At 47.2% G+C, this 13,611-nt stretch carries 18 protein-coding genes; 3 read left to right on the forward strand and 15 right to left on the reverse strand.

The features are described 5' to 3' along the window. Nucleotides 1-2: 2 nt before the first annotated feature. A complete protein-coding gene (locus ACKKE8_RS19840; protein WP_007728362.1) occupies nucleotides 3-368 on the reverse strand; it encodes an Asp23/Gls24 family envelope stress response protein in 366 nt (121 codons plus the stop codon). Nucleotides 369-616: 248 nt separating this feature from the next. Between ACKKE8_RS19840 and rpmB the strand changes: the two genes are divergently transcribed. After that, a complete protein-coding gene (gene rpmB / locus ACKKE8_RS19845) occupies nucleotides 617-805 on the forward strand; it encodes a 50S ribosomal protein L28 (protein WP_005831020.1) in 189 nt (62 codons plus the stop codon). A 98-nt stretch (nucleotides 806-903) separates the two neighbouring features. On the opposite strand, the gene spoVM is transcribed toward rpmB, so the two are convergent. The 6 genes from spoVM to ACKKE8_RS19875 form a co-directional block, all read right to left on the reverse strand. Continuing rightward, a complete protein-coding gene (spoVM, locus tag ACKKE8_RS19850; RefSeq protein ID WP_005831022.1) occupies nucleotides 904-987 on the reverse strand; it encodes a stage V sporulation protein SpoVM in 84 nt (27 codons plus the stop codon). A 23-nt stretch (nucleotides 988-1,010) separates the two neighbouring features. After that, the gene (locus tag ACKKE8_RS19855) at nucleotides 1,011-1,184 is read right to left on the reverse strand and encodes a hypothetical protein (protein WP_007728365.1); all 174 of its coding nucleotides are present in this window, start codon (nucleotides 1,182-1,184) and stop codon (nucleotides 1,011-1,013) included. Between the two features lie 191 nt (nucleotides 1,185-1,375). Beyond that, on the reverse strand, nucleotides 1,376-1,936 hold the full coding sequence (gene thiT / locus ACKKE8_RS19860; protein WP_409174560.1) for an energy-coupled thiamine transporter ThiT: 561 nt from the start codon (nucleotides 1,934-1,936) through the stop codon (nucleotides 1,376-1,378). 314 nt (nucleotides 1,937-2,250) lie between these two features. Beyond that, a complete protein-coding gene (locus tag ACKKE8_RS19865) occupies nucleotides 2,251-2,973 on the reverse strand; it encodes an amino acid ABC transporter ATP-binding protein (protein WP_409174561.1) in 723 nt (240 codons plus the stop codon). Further along, nucleotides 2,966-3,625: an amino acid ABC transporter permease gene (locus ACKKE8_RS19870; protein WP_015891983.1), complete on the reverse strand. Its 660-nt coding sequence runs from the start codon at nucleotides 3,623-3,625 to the stop codon at nucleotides 2,966-2,968. The genes ACKKE8_RS19865 and ACKKE8_RS19870 overlap by 8 nt, the downstream gene beginning before the upstream one ends. A 56-nt stretch (nucleotides 3,626-3,681) precedes the next feature. Then, on the reverse strand, nucleotides 3,682-4,488 hold the full coding sequence (locus tag ACKKE8_RS19875) for a transporter substrate-binding domain-containing protein (RefSeq protein ID WP_409174562.1): 807 nt from the start codon (nucleotides 4,486-4,488) through the stop codon (nucleotides 3,682-3,684). A 243-nt stretch (nucleotides 4,489-4,731) separates the two neighbouring features. Between ACKKE8_RS19875 and ACKKE8_RS19880 the strand changes: the two genes are divergently transcribed. Together ACKKE8_RS19880 and ACKKE8_RS19885 are read left to right on the forward strand one after the other, a co-directional pair. After that, nucleotides 4,732-5,865, forward strand: coding sequence for a M20 family metallopeptidase (locus tag ACKKE8_RS19880; protein WP_409174563.1), 1,134 nt, complete (start codon nucleotides 4,732-4,734; stop codon nucleotides 5,863-5,865). A 128-nt stretch (nucleotides 5,866-5,993) separates the two neighbouring features. After that, nucleotides 5,994-6,416 (forward strand): RDD family protein, encoded by a 423-nt coding sequence (locus ACKKE8_RS19885; RefSeq protein WP_409174564.1) that lies wholly within the window; start codon nucleotides 5,994-5,996, stop codon nucleotides 6,414-6,416. Nucleotides 6,417-6,548: 132 nt separating this feature from the next. Here ACKKE8_RS19885 and ACKKE8_RS19890 read toward each other — a convergent pair whose 3' ends face one another. The 8 genes from ACKKE8_RS19890 to rlmN all read right to left on the reverse strand — a co-directional run bounded on the left by ACKKE8_RS19890 (nucleotide 6,549) and on the right by rlmN (nucleotide 13,581). After that, entirely contained in the window at nucleotides 6,549-7,013 is a 465-nt protein-coding gene (locus ACKKE8_RS19890) for a protease complex subunit PrcB family protein (protein WP_409174565.1), read from the reverse strand. Nucleotides 7,014-7,408: 395 nt separating this feature from the next. Then, nucleotides 7,409-7,957, reverse strand: coding sequence for a transposase (locus tag ACKKE8_RS19895; protein ID WP_409174566.1), 549 nt, complete (start codon nucleotides 7,955-7,957; stop codon nucleotides 7,409-7,411). Next, complete coding sequence (locus tag ACKKE8_RS19900; protein ID WP_409174567.1) at nucleotides 7,938-8,105, reverse strand: transposase; 168 nt, start codon at nucleotides 8,103-8,105, stop codon at nucleotides 7,938-7,940. The genes ACKKE8_RS19895 and ACKKE8_RS19900 overlap by 20 nt, the downstream gene beginning before the upstream one ends. A 104-nt stretch (nucleotides 8,106-8,209) precedes the next feature. Further along, entirely contained in the window at nucleotides 8,210-8,860 is a 651-nt protein-coding gene (rpe, locus tag ACKKE8_RS19905; protein ID WP_409174568.1) for a ribulose-phosphate 3-epimerase, read from the reverse strand. Next, a complete protein-coding gene (gene rsgA, locus ACKKE8_RS19910) occupies nucleotides 8,854-9,744 on the reverse strand; it encodes a ribosome small subunit-dependent GTPase A (RefSeq protein ID WP_409174569.1) in 891 nt (296 codons plus the stop codon). Before rsgA ends, rpe begins: the two co-directional genes overlap by 7 nt. Before the next feature lie 18 nt (nucleotides 9,745-9,762). After that, on the reverse strand, nucleotides 9,763-11,745 hold the full coding sequence (gene pknB / locus ACKKE8_RS19915) for a Stk1 family PASTA domain-containing Ser/Thr kinase (protein ID WP_409174570.1): 1,983 nt from the start codon (nucleotides 11,743-11,745) through the stop codon (nucleotides 9,763-9,765). Between the two features lie 5 nt (nucleotides 11,746-11,750). Continuing rightward, entirely contained in the window at nucleotides 11,751-12,506 is a 756-nt protein-coding gene (locus tag ACKKE8_RS19920) for a Stp1/IreP family PP2C-type Ser/Thr phosphatase (RefSeq protein ID WP_409174571.1), read from the reverse strand. A 4-nt stretch (nucleotides 12,507-12,510) separates the two neighbouring features. Further along, on the reverse strand, nucleotides 12,511-13,581 hold the full coding sequence (rlmN, locus tag ACKKE8_RS19925; protein WP_409174572.1) for a 23S rRNA (adenine(2503)-C(2))-methyltransferase RlmN: 1,071 nt from the start codon (nucleotides 13,579-13,581) through the stop codon (nucleotides 12,511-12,513). Between the last annotated feature and the right edge of the window lie 30 nt (nucleotides 13,582-13,611).

A 13,611-nucleotide genomic window follows, 5' to 3' on the forward strand; every position in this document is an offset into this window, starting at 1 on the left:
CCTTACATATCCCTGTCTGTACGAACTCCCTGCACAAAAATATTAACAGCAGTCACATCAATGCCTACTGTTTGCTCCAAGGTATACCGAACACGGCGTTGAACGTTGCCTGCCACCTCGGAAATTTTCACGCCATAGCTGACGATAATGTGCATGTCCAATACTACTTCGCCATTTGTGTTATGAACGACGACACCCTTGCTCAGGTTGTCTCTTCCTAACAACTCAGCGATTCCATCTTTCAGCGCTTTGCGAGAAGCCATGCCCACAAGTCCAAAAACTTCCATGGCCGCGCCTCCAGCGATTCGTGCGATCACGTCTTCTGTAACATCGATCTTTCCTAGCGATGTATTCATTTCCACTGTCATGCAAGGACTCCTCCTCTGTTAAACAGCTTGACCGTCATAGGTAAGCGTAACCATGCTTCCTTACAATTCTACACTAACACAAAAGAGAAATGAAGCGTTTTGTCGATCCTATCAACCCTGTGAGAAAGACTGGGTAATTCATCTTGTCAAGTATTGCAATTGACAGCAATGATGTGCTACTATAGTCGAGTATTTGTATTTCCCACAAAGGAAATCCCGTTTAGATGTAACAAGGGAGGTGGATCGTAATGGCACGTCGTTGCTTTGTAACAGGTAAATCTGCTAAAGCTGGAAACGCTCGCTCCCACTCCATGCGCGCAACTCGCCGCACCTGGGGTGTCAACGTACAAAAAGTGCGCATTCTCGTAAATGGAAAACCGAAGCGCGTTTATGTAAGTACTCGAGCACTGAAATCCGGTCTCGTAACTCGCGTATAGTTGAGATCAACTATGCGAAAAAAAGCACCCTCGAGGTGCTTTTTTGCATTTCTCCCGTTTCTCCACTCTTCTCCCAAAGGAGGCTCGGGGCCGAAGCTTCACTTTTTCTTGTTGAACGCCTCGATGATGCCCCGAATCATGCCACCCAGGAACTTCGGCAACTTGATGGTGTAAAACCGCATGCTACCCCTCCTCACCGAAATTACTACACACGATACAAATACACGCCGGCCCCTATGAGTGCTAATGCCAATAGGCTATACCAAACCCACGGAGGTGCCCAATACAGGAAAATGGTGATTCCCCCGACAGCCAACGCAACCCCGAGAACACGTCGCAAGGCGCCCCCCTGTCGCAGGCGATAGGAGCGCAATCCCATTTCGCGTAAGCACCTCCTTTAGGTGTTCTCAAAAACGTGCATATTACATCATATTCTGCTGTCGGATAAACATGTATCCTGCCACCTGAAAAAAGTATATGTCTAAGAAGTAAAAAATCAGGCAACGAAAACTCGCTGCCTGATTACATTATGTGGATAGTTTGTACTTGATACCGATTTTTTCCTGTTTCTTATGCGACTCGATCGCGTGCGGGTAACAGCAGCTGCGATGCGCTGCTAAGCACAACTGTCAAGACGACTCCTGCGATAATCATCTCTGGCAGCAGATACGTGATGTTATAAATGAGGGAATATTGCCAGACTGGTACACCTTCTGGCGCGTAGCTGCCAAACCAGATAACACCCGATAGAAAATGGCAGACAAATCGCCCAATCACGCCAATGAACAAGCCGCTCCACAGTACCACGATACGTTGCTTCGTTCCTTCGTAGCCAGACAGGCGAACAAGCCCAGCGAGACCCAGCGTCCCAAAAGCAAGCGGATAATCCAGCAACAGCTGAACTGGATGGACAACTGTACTGCCCAAGAGCAATTGAAGAAATCCGACAACAAGCCCTGTAATGACACCAGCAGCGAGTCCACGGCGAACAGCGATCAACGCGATTGGCACCATCACCAGGGACACAGAGCCACCCTGTGGCATTTCGAAAACCTTGATCTGACTAAACACAATTGCAAGAGCCGCCATCATCGCCATTTCCAACAAAATGACCAACCGTTGACGATCCAAAATAGTCACTCCTCAAAATAGAATAAATAAAAAATTTTTTACACTTCAAATGGATGTTCAAAAAGTTGACTTTTCAGCACCAAGAAAGTGGCGAGAACCTGAAAAAGGAGGAGCGGAATGTAGGGAACCTACATGAGCACCGGACTTTGAAGGTGAACGCCTCTTTCGATGCCGAAGGAGCCCGCATGGACTACTCCGTGATCAAAAGTCGAGTTTTTGAACTACCTCTCCTAAACTGTTTCTGATTCTAGCCCAAGTCTATGCTTGTGTCAAAGAAAAAAGCCGCTGCCTCATCGGCACTGCGGCTAGTTATATTACCGAACCTTCTCCAAAAACTGCTGAGCACGTTCACTTCTTGGCTTTTGGAAAAACTCTTCCGGTGGCGTATCTTCCAAGAGGCGACCATCATCGAGGAACAAAATACGGTCTGACACCTCTTCGGCGAAGCGCATTTCATGCGTGACGATTGCCATGGTCATTCCGCTATCAGCCAGCCCCTTCATAACCTCCAAAACTTCCTTAACCATTTCTGGGTCGAGGGCAGAGGTCGGCTCGTCAAACAGCATGATTTGTGGCTCCATCACAAGCGAACGGGCAATGGCTACACGCTGCTTCTGACCGCCTGACAAGCGCGATGGAAAGACATCCGCTTTGTCCGCCAGCCCTACACGCACCAATAGCTCTCTCGCCTTTTTTTCCGCTTCAGCCGCAGACATGCCTTTTACTTTCATCGGAGCATAGGTCAAGTTTTTCAATACCGTCATATGCGGAAACAGGTGAAAATGCTGGAAAACCATCCCGATTTGCTGACGAATGCCCATCACGTCAGCCTTTGGAGCCGTGATTTCCTGTCCGTTGATCGTAATTGTACCTGTCGTTGGTGTCTCCATCAGGTTGATGCAACGCAACAGCGTTGACTTCCCTGATCCAGATGGACCGATGATGGCGACAACCTCCCCTTTACCGATGTTCGTCGTGATGCCCTTCAGTACATTCAGTTGTCCAAATGACTTCGTAATGTTATCGATCTTAATCACTGAGTCTCATCCTCCGTTCCAGTACACGAGCTACCCAAGTCAGGATCATAACCATGACATAGTACAGGATACCGGCCATCATGTATGGCTCAAAATAACGGAAGATGGTGCCTTTGACCACATTCGCGTTCTGCATGATGTCTGCAAGACCAATCGTGGAAACGAGTGCGGATTCCTTCAAGAGTGCAATCGTTTCATTGACGAGTGCAGGCAAGATGTTTTTGACAGCCTGCGGCAAAATAATGTCGAGCATCATCCGGTGATAAGGTACACCAAGCGCTTTGGCCGCTTCCCACTGCCCTTTATCCACCGCCAAAATTCCACCACGAATCGTCTCAGAAATGTATGCACCTGAGTTTAATGTAAACGTCAGTACTGCTGCTTCCAGTTGCGAAATGTTGTAGCCAGTAAGCTGTGGCGTTGCAAAATAAACAAAGGTAAGCTGCAAAATCAATGGTGTCCCGCGGAAAACCGAAGTATAAGCAACCGCGAGCCAGTTTAGTAATTTCACATTCGAAATTTTAATGAGTGCGAGGATGGAGCCCCAGAAAAATCCCAATACAACCGAAATCAAAGTAACAAGTAGCGTGCCCTTTATCCCTTCCAATATGAAAGGAATATAGGGCACGATTTGTGCAAAATCCAAATTCATGCCCATTCTCCCCTCTTGCTGCTTATACAGTTATTCTTCGTTGTCTGGAGAGATTATTATTGACCGAACCATTTTTGAATCAGCTTGTCCATTTCTCCGTTTTCTTGCATCTTTTTAATGACTTCATTAAATTTCTCTACGTGTGGCGATCCTTTTGGAAACGCAACAGCGGAGCCATTCTGTTCATTTTCATCCAGAGTGGTGAATTGCAGAGAGTCATTGTTTTCCACGAAGCCTTTCGCTACTGTGTCCTCGATAATGGCAGCATCTACACGGCCCGCTTTTACTTCTTCGACAATCTCAGGCAGCTTGTTCAGCGAAGTGATCTGCAAGCCGGAAACAGTCTTTGCAAGCTCCTTTGCTGCCCCTTCCTGAATAGAACCGAGCTGTACTGCCACTTTTTTGCCAGCCAATTGCTCAGGCTTGGTCAGATTACTGTCTTTCTTTGCTACGATCGTATTTTTCGCATCGTAATAGATGGTGGAGAAATCAGCGTTCTTCGCGCGCTCAGGTGTTGCTGTCATGCCCGCCATAACGAAGTCTGCGCGATTCGTTTGCAGTGCCGGAATAAGCCCGTCAAAGTTCATGTCATTGATTTGCAGTTCGTAACCGAGCTCTTTTGCAATGTATTTCGCGATATCAATGTCAAAGCCGACAATCTCATCTTTTCCGCTGCTCAGATCGTGATATTCATACGGCTTATAGTCAGCAGAAGTAGCCATGACCAATGTTTTCTTGTCGCCAGCAGAAGGCGCTGATGCTTGTCCTGTTGCCGTTTGATTGCCCGTACCGCATCCAGCGATCACGACCGCCGCAAGCATGGAAGTAAGTGCCAGAGAAATAAATGATTTTGTTTTCTTCATGATGAACCCCCGTTGTTATGAATTTTACGCATAAAGCAGTCTATTCGTAGCATTAATTTGCATGAAAACTTATATTTATGCATCACAATGATTATTTTACTCATAATCTGAACAATTTCAATCATTTTTTACTTACATTTTAAACGCAGAATATACAGAATTTTATGCACAAATCTTTATTTTAGTGGCAGAAAAGCAAACAAGGCTTTATAGTGCTAGTAAAAGGAATTACAGGAGGCTGACATGGAGAAAAATTGGACGTCTTATTTTCGGCAGCAGCTCCCAGAAATTATCGAGGAACTGCGTACATATGTAGAGATGGAAACACCCACCCACAACAAGCAAGCTGTCGATCAATTAGGCAGCCTGATTGCAGAACGCTTTCGCCAATTGGGGTGTCGGGTGGAGAGCTTGCCACAAGAGCATTACGGAAATCAGCTGCGAATGGAGTATGGAGATGGCGACGAACAAATCCTCATTCTCGGTCACTTCGATACCGTAAAAGACATTGGTACGTTAGCCGTTGAGCCTTGTCGCGAGGAAAATGGCCGACTCTATGGGCCTGGTACATACGACATGAAAGCAGGCATCGTTTTTAGCTATTTCGCCCTGCGCGCCATGATGGAACACAATCTTTTGCCTAAAAAAAAGCTCGTCTTTTTTTGGAACACCGACGAAGAGATTGGCAGTGTTTCCTCCGAAATGCTCATTAGAGAGGAAGCAAGAAGAAGTAAGTATGCATTGGTACTGGAGCCTGCCGCTGGGGATGGCTCTTTGAAAACAAGCCGCAAAGGTGGCGGAGACTTCATTTTAAAAGTAACAGGCCGTGCTGCACATGCAGGCAATGATCACGCCAAGGGGATCAATGCGATCGCTGAGCTGGCTCACCACGTCCTCGCTATTCAATCGTTTACGAATTATGAGGCGGGCACAACCTTGTCTGTCGGTACCATTACAGGCGGAAGTGCATCGAACGTCGTACCTGACTTTGCCATGACAGAAATTGATGTGCGTATCCAAAGCCGCGAGGAAAGCGAGCGTATTACCCGATTGATGAGTCAGCTGACCCCTGTCCATCCGGAAGCCAAGCTGTTCGTGGAAGGCGGAATCACCAAGCCCCCTATGGAACGAACTGCTGGTACCGAGCAACTGTTCTTGCATGCACAGGAACAAGCACGTCTGGAAGGTTTTGAATTGACAGAGCAAGGTGTCGGTGGAACAAGTGATGGAAACTTCGCCGCTGATGCAGGAACACCAACGCTTGACGGTTTGGGACCTGTTGGTGATGGAGCCCACGCCTCCCACGAGCATATCGTCATTGACGCCATTCCTGGAAGGATTGCCGTAATGCTTCGGATGTTTTTAACCTTGTCATAATAATTTTACAGGTGTATAATTTTATGGAAAATTAAGGCTCCGTCTAATTAACGACGGAGCCTTATCTGCACTATTTTCGAATAGGCAGTCATATATATTCCTATTCGAATAACAAGGAGAGGGAAAACATGGAATCAATCACTACATCGCCAAGCAATCCAGTAGGATTTTGGCGCCGGCTCGGTGCCGGTCTACTAGATGCACTCATTATCGGACTACCGTTACTACTGATCACCTATATCATTACAGGCAATACAGAAGACAATCTTGTTACCAATATCATCTCCTCGCTGTACAGCCTCCTCGTGCCGGTATTTTGGCATGGCTATACGGTGGGCAAAAGAATTGTCGGTATTCGCATCGCCCGAATCGATGGAGAGCCTGTTGGTATCGGAACCATGCTGTTACGCAACTTAGTCGCAGGGCTCGTGTATGTCATTACACTCGGTCTTGGGATAATCGTCAGCGCCATCATGGTAGGTGTTCGTCAGGATAAACGCTCGATCCATGATTTGATCGCCGGTACGTATGTAACATCGAATCAGCCTTAATTTACCCCCGTTTTCCCGCCGAAATCTAAGGGGGCATTTTTATAAGAGTGGCACCCAAAACAACCTGTCTCTACTAAAAAAAAGGCCGGATGATTATATCCGGCCTTTTTTCATTTCTATCCATCAAGCAGTTTATCGGAACAACACTTTATCTGTTTTTGCATCCATAAACACCATTGTTGTGTACGGCGGTAGGCTTGCACGCACAATGATATAAGGTGTGTGCACCGCTGGTATTGTTATGTCTTCTGGAGCAGGATTTGTCAGCTCTACATAAACCGTGAGCATTTCCCATCCTTGCTGAGTTCCAACAACCTTCAAACTATAACCAGAGGTAGGCATTTCACCACGGGACACCACATACAGGTCGCCTTGGCGATGTACACCCTTCTTCGATTTTACTTTTCCTACGAATGCTCGTTCAGCCGCTGTCAATGTACCTTCTTTTTCGATAGACAATTTTTTCGTTTGCACGTCTACTTGAGAAGTCGAGATCGGCTCCGCATGTTTTTGTTCAGCGTGCACGGCAGTTTGTGAAAATGGCAGAATGGAGAGAATGGTGAGAACCGCTACACTGTTTTTCCATAACGATTTCATACATGATCAACTCCTGATTTTTTTAGAGGGCGAGCAACATTTCTTGATACTGGCCAGTATCTCTCAGATAGGTAATTTTTACCATTATCTGGATAATTTGATTTAATCATTATATTTATCAAAAAGCAATATTTTCCAAAATGTTTTATTTTTGTTAATTAACCTTTACCACAAATTACCCATAATCCTTATTAAAATAAGAAAAATTCGTTTTTATTCTATTTGTAGCATGAACTATAATTATACTTTTATTTTTATTATTAATTGATTTATCACATAATTAGTTACAATATTCAGATGATTGCAAACCTACAAACAGGAAAAAGCAAAAAAAAGCCGACGCCGATTGCATGATATTACCCCCGTCAAGTAGACAGCATTAAAACTGATAGGTCCTAAGCAACCTTGGTACGGTATTCCACCGGACTAAGGTTGTTTAATTTTGCCTGAAACCTTTCGTAATTATAAAACCGTATGTACTCATCTATAGCGGTTTTGAGCGCCTCTTCAGATTCAAAAGACTGTATGTATAGGCACTCTGATTTAAAATGTCCAAAAAAACTCTCTATACAGGCGTTATCCAAACAGTTGCCCTTTCGAGACATACTTGCTTTCATCTTGTAGTATTTCAGAAGTTTACTAAAATGCCTAGAAGTATACTGATACCCCTGATATCCTAAGATGCCACGTAAGCGTTGATGCCCTTCTAATATCTTTTCTTTTAAAAATTGATCCTCCAGTTGTTTAGACGAAGATGTACCACGTCTTCGCTGCCATTTGTAAAATCCACTTCTGGATACATGAGCGATTTCACAAAGCATGGAGATACTATCTCCATTGACTGAGAGTTGCTCTACAACGGCATATTGGGCGATTTTATCGGCCTGCCTTTGTTCAAACCTTTTGATTTCCCACGTTTCTCTTCTAGCCAGCCATGCCTTCATTTTCGTAGTATTTAACCCAGCGTCTTATTGAAGCCTCTGGAATATTCAACTCTTTAGCAACGCGTTTATAGCCTAAACCACATTCAAGATACATCTGAACTGCTTTATATTTCGATTCAGCTGAATGAGTATGTTGTAATCTTTTCATGAAAAAATCCCCTCCAAATTAACAGTAAGAGTCAATCTCTTAACTGTCTACCTAAAGGGGATAATATCAGCATATCGGCGTCAGCTTACAGCTACGTGTTATTCTTACTGTCCACGAATCGCAGCGATCGCTTGACCCCGATCTGCCTGATTGAATACCGCGCTGCCTGCAACGAGGACAGTCGCTCCTGCTTCCTCGCACAAACGTGCTGTTTGTGCATTGACACCGCCATCGATTTCGATTTCCACATGTCCCAAGCCACGCTCGTTCAGCATTTGACGCAACTGGGCAACCTTTGGCACAACGCTGTGAATGAATTTTTGTCCACCAAAACCAGGATTCACAGTCATGAGGAGGACCATATCCAAATCAGCAAGGACTGGCTCGATCGTCGAAATCGGTGTAGCCGGGTTCAGTACAACTCCCGCTTTCACACCTTGCTCCTTGATCAAATACAGCGTGCGATGCAGATGACGGCATGCTTCCTGATGAACCGTAATCCAGTCTGCCCCACTTTTCGCGAATTGCGGAATGTAGCGATCTGGTTCTTCGATCATCAAGTGTACATCGAGAGGCAGCTTGGTCACTGGGCGAATCGCCTCCACAATCAGAGGGCCGATCGTAATGTTTGGAACGAAGTGTCCATCCATCACATCCACGTGAATCCAGTCCGCTCCTCCCTTCTCGACATCGAGAATTTCTTCACCCAGACGAGCAAAATCAGCAGATAGGATAGAAGGTGCGATTTTTACCATGGTTTGTTCCTCCGTTGGTATTCTTTTAGCTCTTCGCGGAATTGTTTGTAGTGCTCGTAGCGCTGTTCACTGATCTCTCCAGCCTCCAGCGCGGCCTGAACAGCACAAGATGGCTCGCTTACGTGAAGACAGCCACGAAACTTGCAATCCGAGCTGCGATCGGCAAAGTCCCGGAAGGATTCCGCCAGATCAAGCTCGGAGAAATCGATAAATTCCAGTGAACTGAAGCCCGGTGTGTCTGCTACATAGCCGCCGCCCGCAAGCGGAATCAGCTCGACATGACGCGTTGTATGCTTTCCGCGTCCGAGCTTTTGGCTGACATCTCCCGTCTGCAGGCTGACACCCGGAAACAGCATGTTGATCAGGGAGGATTTGCCCACACCTGACTGACCGGCAAAAACCGAAATACGGTCCCGCAAAATCTCACGCACTTCCTCAACACCGCGTTCATCCGCTGTTGAGGTCGGAATCACGCGGTACCCGATCGCTTCATACTTCTCCACGATTTCGGCGACCTCTTCTTCCGACACTTGATCAGCTTTGGATAGCACGATCACGGAATCAATCCCTGCACGCTCCGTGTGCGTCAGGAACTTGTCCAACAACAACGGACTGAACATCGGCTTGTACATCGAGAAGACGAGTACCGCCTGATCCACATTGGAAACGGGCGGACGAACCAACTCATTCGTCCGTTCGCCCACCTCCATGATATAGCCTTCTTCCTCATTGATCGCATCGTAGACGACCCAATCCCCAACCAGTGGATTTACTTTTGCATCTTTTTTCTTAAAAAGCCCTCGTGCACGGCAACTGTAGATTCGCCCTTCGTCGGCTACATAATAGAAACCGCTGAGCGCTTTCACAATCCGTCCTTCTGGCATTCATGTCCCTCCACTACACTATGGCAAGCTGCTATAGGAAATCGAATACTTTTGTGCCTCCATAAAGTTGTTCATGTTCGGCCCTTTGACCAACAGCCTGATCAACGCATCTTTTTGAGGCGACACTACGTATGGCACATTGTATTCTTTGCTTTCAGTAACAGTCTCAGTCAGCACAACCTTCGTACCGCTGGCATCCGTCACTTCAATTTGCACTTCCAACGTATCACCCGGCATCACATCTACATAGACAGGCGAGGTCCCGGTCTTGGCGTCCTGCGGATATTGGCCATTACTGACTTCAAGCGGAACCGCTACGTCCTTTTGCACATCCATTCCCGGATCGTAAGGGTGAGTGCTAAGAACAATACCTGGTTTGTCCGTGGTATAAGTAGGCACTTCGGTGATTTTCCCAACACCCAGTCCTCTCTTGAACAATTCTACTTGCGCAGCCTCTACGGATTTATTCCGCACATCCGGCATTTTCACGAAGGCTTTTCCTTTACTAATCGTAACCGTCACATTCGTTTTGGTAGGGAACACCTTTTCATTTGCGGCTGGAGACTGCTTGATAACTGTCCCTACCTCGGCCTTGTCGTCCTCTTCCTCTACGAAAGTGACATTCTCCAGTTTGAAGCCATTACTTTTCAGTGCTTCCTCTGCTGTTGCCCGTGGCAGCGTGACCAGATTTGGCATGTTGATCTCTTGCTGTCCTTTGCTTACATACAAGGTGACAACGGAATTTTCCTTTAACCGCATGGGAGGTGCAGGGTCCTGGCGTATCACCATTCCTTTTTCTATCGTATCATTGGCTTCTTCGACGATACGGGCAACAAGTTTGGCATCTTGAATCTTCTTCTCAGCGAGCGTCACTTCGATCCCTTCCACATGAGGTACCTGTGCCTCTGGAACGGACGGGAACAGATTCAACAGTAAGTTAAATCCGAAGAATGCCAGTACGAAAAACAGTCCGATACCACCTACCCACAACAGAGCTTTGACCCACCATTGTTTCTTGGCTGGTTTGGCATCCTCTTCTTCTGTGCGCTGCTCATAGCGGCTACGCCCCGCTCCCCCGGTTTTGCCATTGATTTGGCCTTCGAGCATGTCAGGTGTGATGATCGGCACCACTCGCGTCATCTCTTCATCCACCGGGAACGTCAGCTTTTCTTCGTTTAATCGTTCTGGAAACAGGCAGGTCTCCAAATCTTCTAGCATTTCACTCGCAGATGCGTATCTGAGAAACGGATCCTTTACCAGCGCCTTCAAAATGACATTTTCCACACTCTGTGGGATAGCCGGATTGACTTGGCGTGGCTCAGGAAGCGGCTCCTGCAAATGCTTGAGCGCCACTGATATAGGCGAATCACCGGAAAACGGCAGTTCACCCGTCACCATTTCGTACAAGACGATCCCCAGCGAGTAAATATCGGATTTTTCCCCGGTAATCCCACCGCGCGCCTGCTCTGGCGAAAAATAATGGACAGAGCCAAGCATCGCATTCGTATGCGTAATCGTTGCTGAAGTAACGGCTCGCGCAATCCCGAAGTCCGTAACCTTCACCCGACCATTTTTTCCAATCATAATGTTATGCGGCTTGATATCTCGATGAATGATCTGGTTTTGATGCGCATGATCGAGTGCATCGCAAATTTGCTCGGCGATCCGCACTGCCTCTTCTACCGGCAGCGCACCACGTTGAATGATGACCTCTTTCAACGTATAGCCTTCTATGTACTCCATCACCATGTAATGGGTATCGCCTTCCTGACCGACATCATACACCCCAACCACATTGGGGTGAGATAAGCTCGCCACCGCCTGCGCTTCACGTCGGAAACGATTGACGAAATCTTCGTCCGTACCAAACTGTGAACGCAGCACTTTGACTGCCACTGGACGATTCAATATTAAATCTTTGGCCTTGTATACAATGGCCATACCGCCCCCACCGACGCGGGATTCTATTTGGTATCGTCCTCCCAGTCGTTGACCTTCCATCTCTCTCACCCCTCTTCCTGACCGGCATCAAGCGTATTTCGTACGGCAACCAGCGTTATGTTATCTTCCCCACCGGCATCCAGTGCTTCCTGCACCAAACCGTCCACCTTCGCTTGTAACGATATCTGTTTCTGCAAATTTTCTTCTAAGGAAGGATGACTGACCTTGTTGCTCAATCCATCTGAGCAAATCAAGACAACATCACCCTCTGACCATTCAAACTGCCCAAGATCAATGAGCACATCCGGTTCAGTCCCGAGCGAACGCATAATGACGTTGCGATGAGGGTGGACAGACGCCTCTTCGGCTGTAATCTGTCCACTTTTCAATAGCTCATTTACAAGGGAATGGTCTTCTGTTTTCATGACCAGTCCGTCTTGGTTGTAAAAATACAGACGGCTGTCGCCAATATGCGCAGTAATCACGGAGGATTGGTCGAACAAGGCAGCAACCACGGTTGTGCCCATGCCACTGCACTCCGGATGTTCAACCGCATATTCATAGACTTCTTTATTCGCAAGCAAGACGGCGTTCATCAATTGCTCACGCACATCCTCTGCTTCGAGGTCTCCATCTAGGTGACGCAGTTCTTTTACTATTCGCTCAACAGCAAGGCGACTGGCGATATCACCAGCCTGATGGCCACCCATACCATCTGCTACAATGGCGAGCACGCGTCCGTTTAAATCGGTTACACAGGCATAATAGTCCTCGTTAACCTGACGAACGCGGCCAACATGGGATTTCATCGCGATTTCCATGGCATCACCCCACGGTTTCTTTAGCGTGTTGTGCCCTCAATTGTCCGCAAGCAGCAGCAATGTCACTGCCTTGCTCGCGTCTGATGGTCACATTGATTCCTTTTTCCTCTAAAATGCGTTTGAACTGAAAAATCTCATTGCGTGGCGTACGCACATAATCACGCTCTGGTACGTAGTTCACCGGGATCAGATTCACGTGGCAAAGCATGTCGCCAATGAGTTCGGCCAGTTCCTCTGCATGCTCGGGCTGATCGTTTTTCCCACCGAACAGACCGTACTCAAAACTGATGCGGCGCCCTGTCTTGTTAATGTAATGGTGGCATGCTTCCATCAGCTTAGCGAGCGGGAAGCCGCGGTTGATCGGCATCAGTTGGCTTCTCAGCTCCGTGTTTGGAGCGTGCAGGGAAATCGCCAGGTTCACTTGTCCGCCTCGTTCAGCAAACTCGTAAATCTTCGGCACAATTCCACTGGTGGAAACCGTAATGTGACGAGCACCAATATTGAGTCCACGGTTATCGTTGATCACAGACAAGAACGCCATCAAGCTCTCGAAGTTCTCGAAAGGCTCCCCGATCCCCATGACGACAACGTGACTGACACGCTCACCTTCCGCATCCAATCTGCGTTGTGCCGTCAATACTTGAGAGACGATTTCACCTGCATCCAGGTTACGCTTTAATCCACCTAATGTAGATGCACAAAACGTACATCCGATACGGCAGCCCACCTGTGTCGTAACACAAATGCTGTTTCCGTAGTTATGACGCATAATCACCGTCTCAATTGCATGGCCATCGACAAGCTGGAACAAAAACTTGATCGTCCCATCCTGCGACTCCTGATGCGTGATTTCCTTGAGTGGCTCCATGCGGAATGCATCAGCCAGCTTTTGGCGCAGCTCCTTGGACAAATTGCTCATCTCGTCAAAAGAAGTGACGCGCTTTACATATAGCCAGTCAAAAATTTGTTGCGCACGAAATGCTTTGTCGCCGGCACTAACCAGCCATTCCTTCATTTCATCTTGCGTCATACTGTAAATAAGCGGCTTTGCGCCAGTAAATGTCGTTAACGGCATTCTTATCTCCACATCCTCAAAATCATTGCT

The sequence above is a fragment of the Brevibacillus fortis genome (assembly GCF_046196545.1).
Taxonomy (GTDB): Bacteria; Bacillota; Bacilli; order Brevibacillales; family Brevibacillaceae; genus Brevibacillus; species Brevibacillus fortis_A.

What these genes read in the sequence shown, in the direction of transcription:
- rlmN (WP_409174572.1), bottom strand. Translation starts at nt 13,581, where the DNA reads ATGCCGTTAACGACATTTACTGGCGCAAAGCCGCTTATTTACAGTATG.
- ACKKE8_RS19880 (WP_409174563.1), top strand. Translation starts at nt 4,732, where the DNA reads ATGGAGAAAAATTGGACGTCTTATTTTCGGCAGCAGCTCCCAGAAATT.
- ACKKE8_RS19875 (WP_409174562.1), bottom strand. Translation starts at nt 4,488, where the DNA reads ATGAAGAAAACAAAATCATTTATTTCTCTGGCACTTACTTCCATGCTT.
- ACKKE8_RS19920 (WP_409174571.1), bottom strand. Translation starts at nt 12,506, where the DNA reads ATGGAAATCGCGATGAAATCCCATGTTGGCCGCGTTCGTCAGGTTAAC.
- ACKKE8_RS19890 (WP_409174565.1), bottom strand. Translation starts at nt 7,013, where the DNA reads ATGAAATCGTTATGGAAAAACAGTGTAGCGGTTCTCACCATTCTCTCC.
- rsgA (WP_409174569.1), bottom strand. Translation starts at nt 9,744, where the DNA reads ATGCCAGAAGGACGGATTGTGAAAGCGCTCAGCGGTTTCTATTATGTA.
- pknB (WP_409174570.1), bottom strand. Translation starts at nt 11,745, where the DNA reads ATGGAAGGTCAACGACTGGGAGGACGATACCAAATAGAATCCCGCGTC.
- rpe (WP_409174568.1), bottom strand. Translation starts at nt 8,860, where the DNA reads ATGGTAAAAATCGCACCTTCTATCCTATCTGCTGATTTTGCTCGTCTG.
- rpmB (WP_005831020.1), top strand. Translation starts at nt 617, where the DNA reads ATGGCACGTCGTTGCTTTGTAACAGGTAAATCTGCTAAAGCTGGAAAC.
- ACKKE8_RS19840 (WP_007728362.1), bottom strand. Translation starts at nt 368, where the DNA reads ATGACAGTGGAAATGAATACATCGCTAGGAAAGATCGATGTTACAGAA.
- ACKKE8_RS19895 (WP_409174566.1), bottom strand. Translation starts at nt 7,957, where the DNA reads ATGAAGGCATGGCTGGCTAGAAGAGAAACGTGGGAAATCAAAAGGTTT.
- ACKKE8_RS19900 (WP_409174567.1), bottom strand. Translation starts at nt 8,105, where the DNA reads ATGAAAAGATTACAACATACTCATTCAGCTGAATCGAAATATAAAGCA.
- spoVM (WP_005831022.1), bottom strand. Translation starts at nt 987, where the DNA reads ATGCGGTTTTACACCATCAAGTTGCCGAAGTTCCTGGGTGGCATGATT.
- ACKKE8_RS19885 (WP_409174564.1), top strand. Translation starts at nt 5,994, where the DNA reads ATGGAATCAATCACTACATCGCCAAGCAATCCAGTAGGATTTTGGCGC.
- ACKKE8_RS19870 (WP_015891983.1), bottom strand. Translation starts at nt 3,625, where the DNA reads ATGAATTTGGATTTTGCACAAATCGTGCCCTATATTCCTTTCATATTG.
- ACKKE8_RS19855 (WP_007728365.1), bottom strand. Translation starts at nt 1,184, where the DNA reads ATGGGATTGCGCTCCTATCGCCTGCGACAGGGGGGCGCCTTGCGACGT.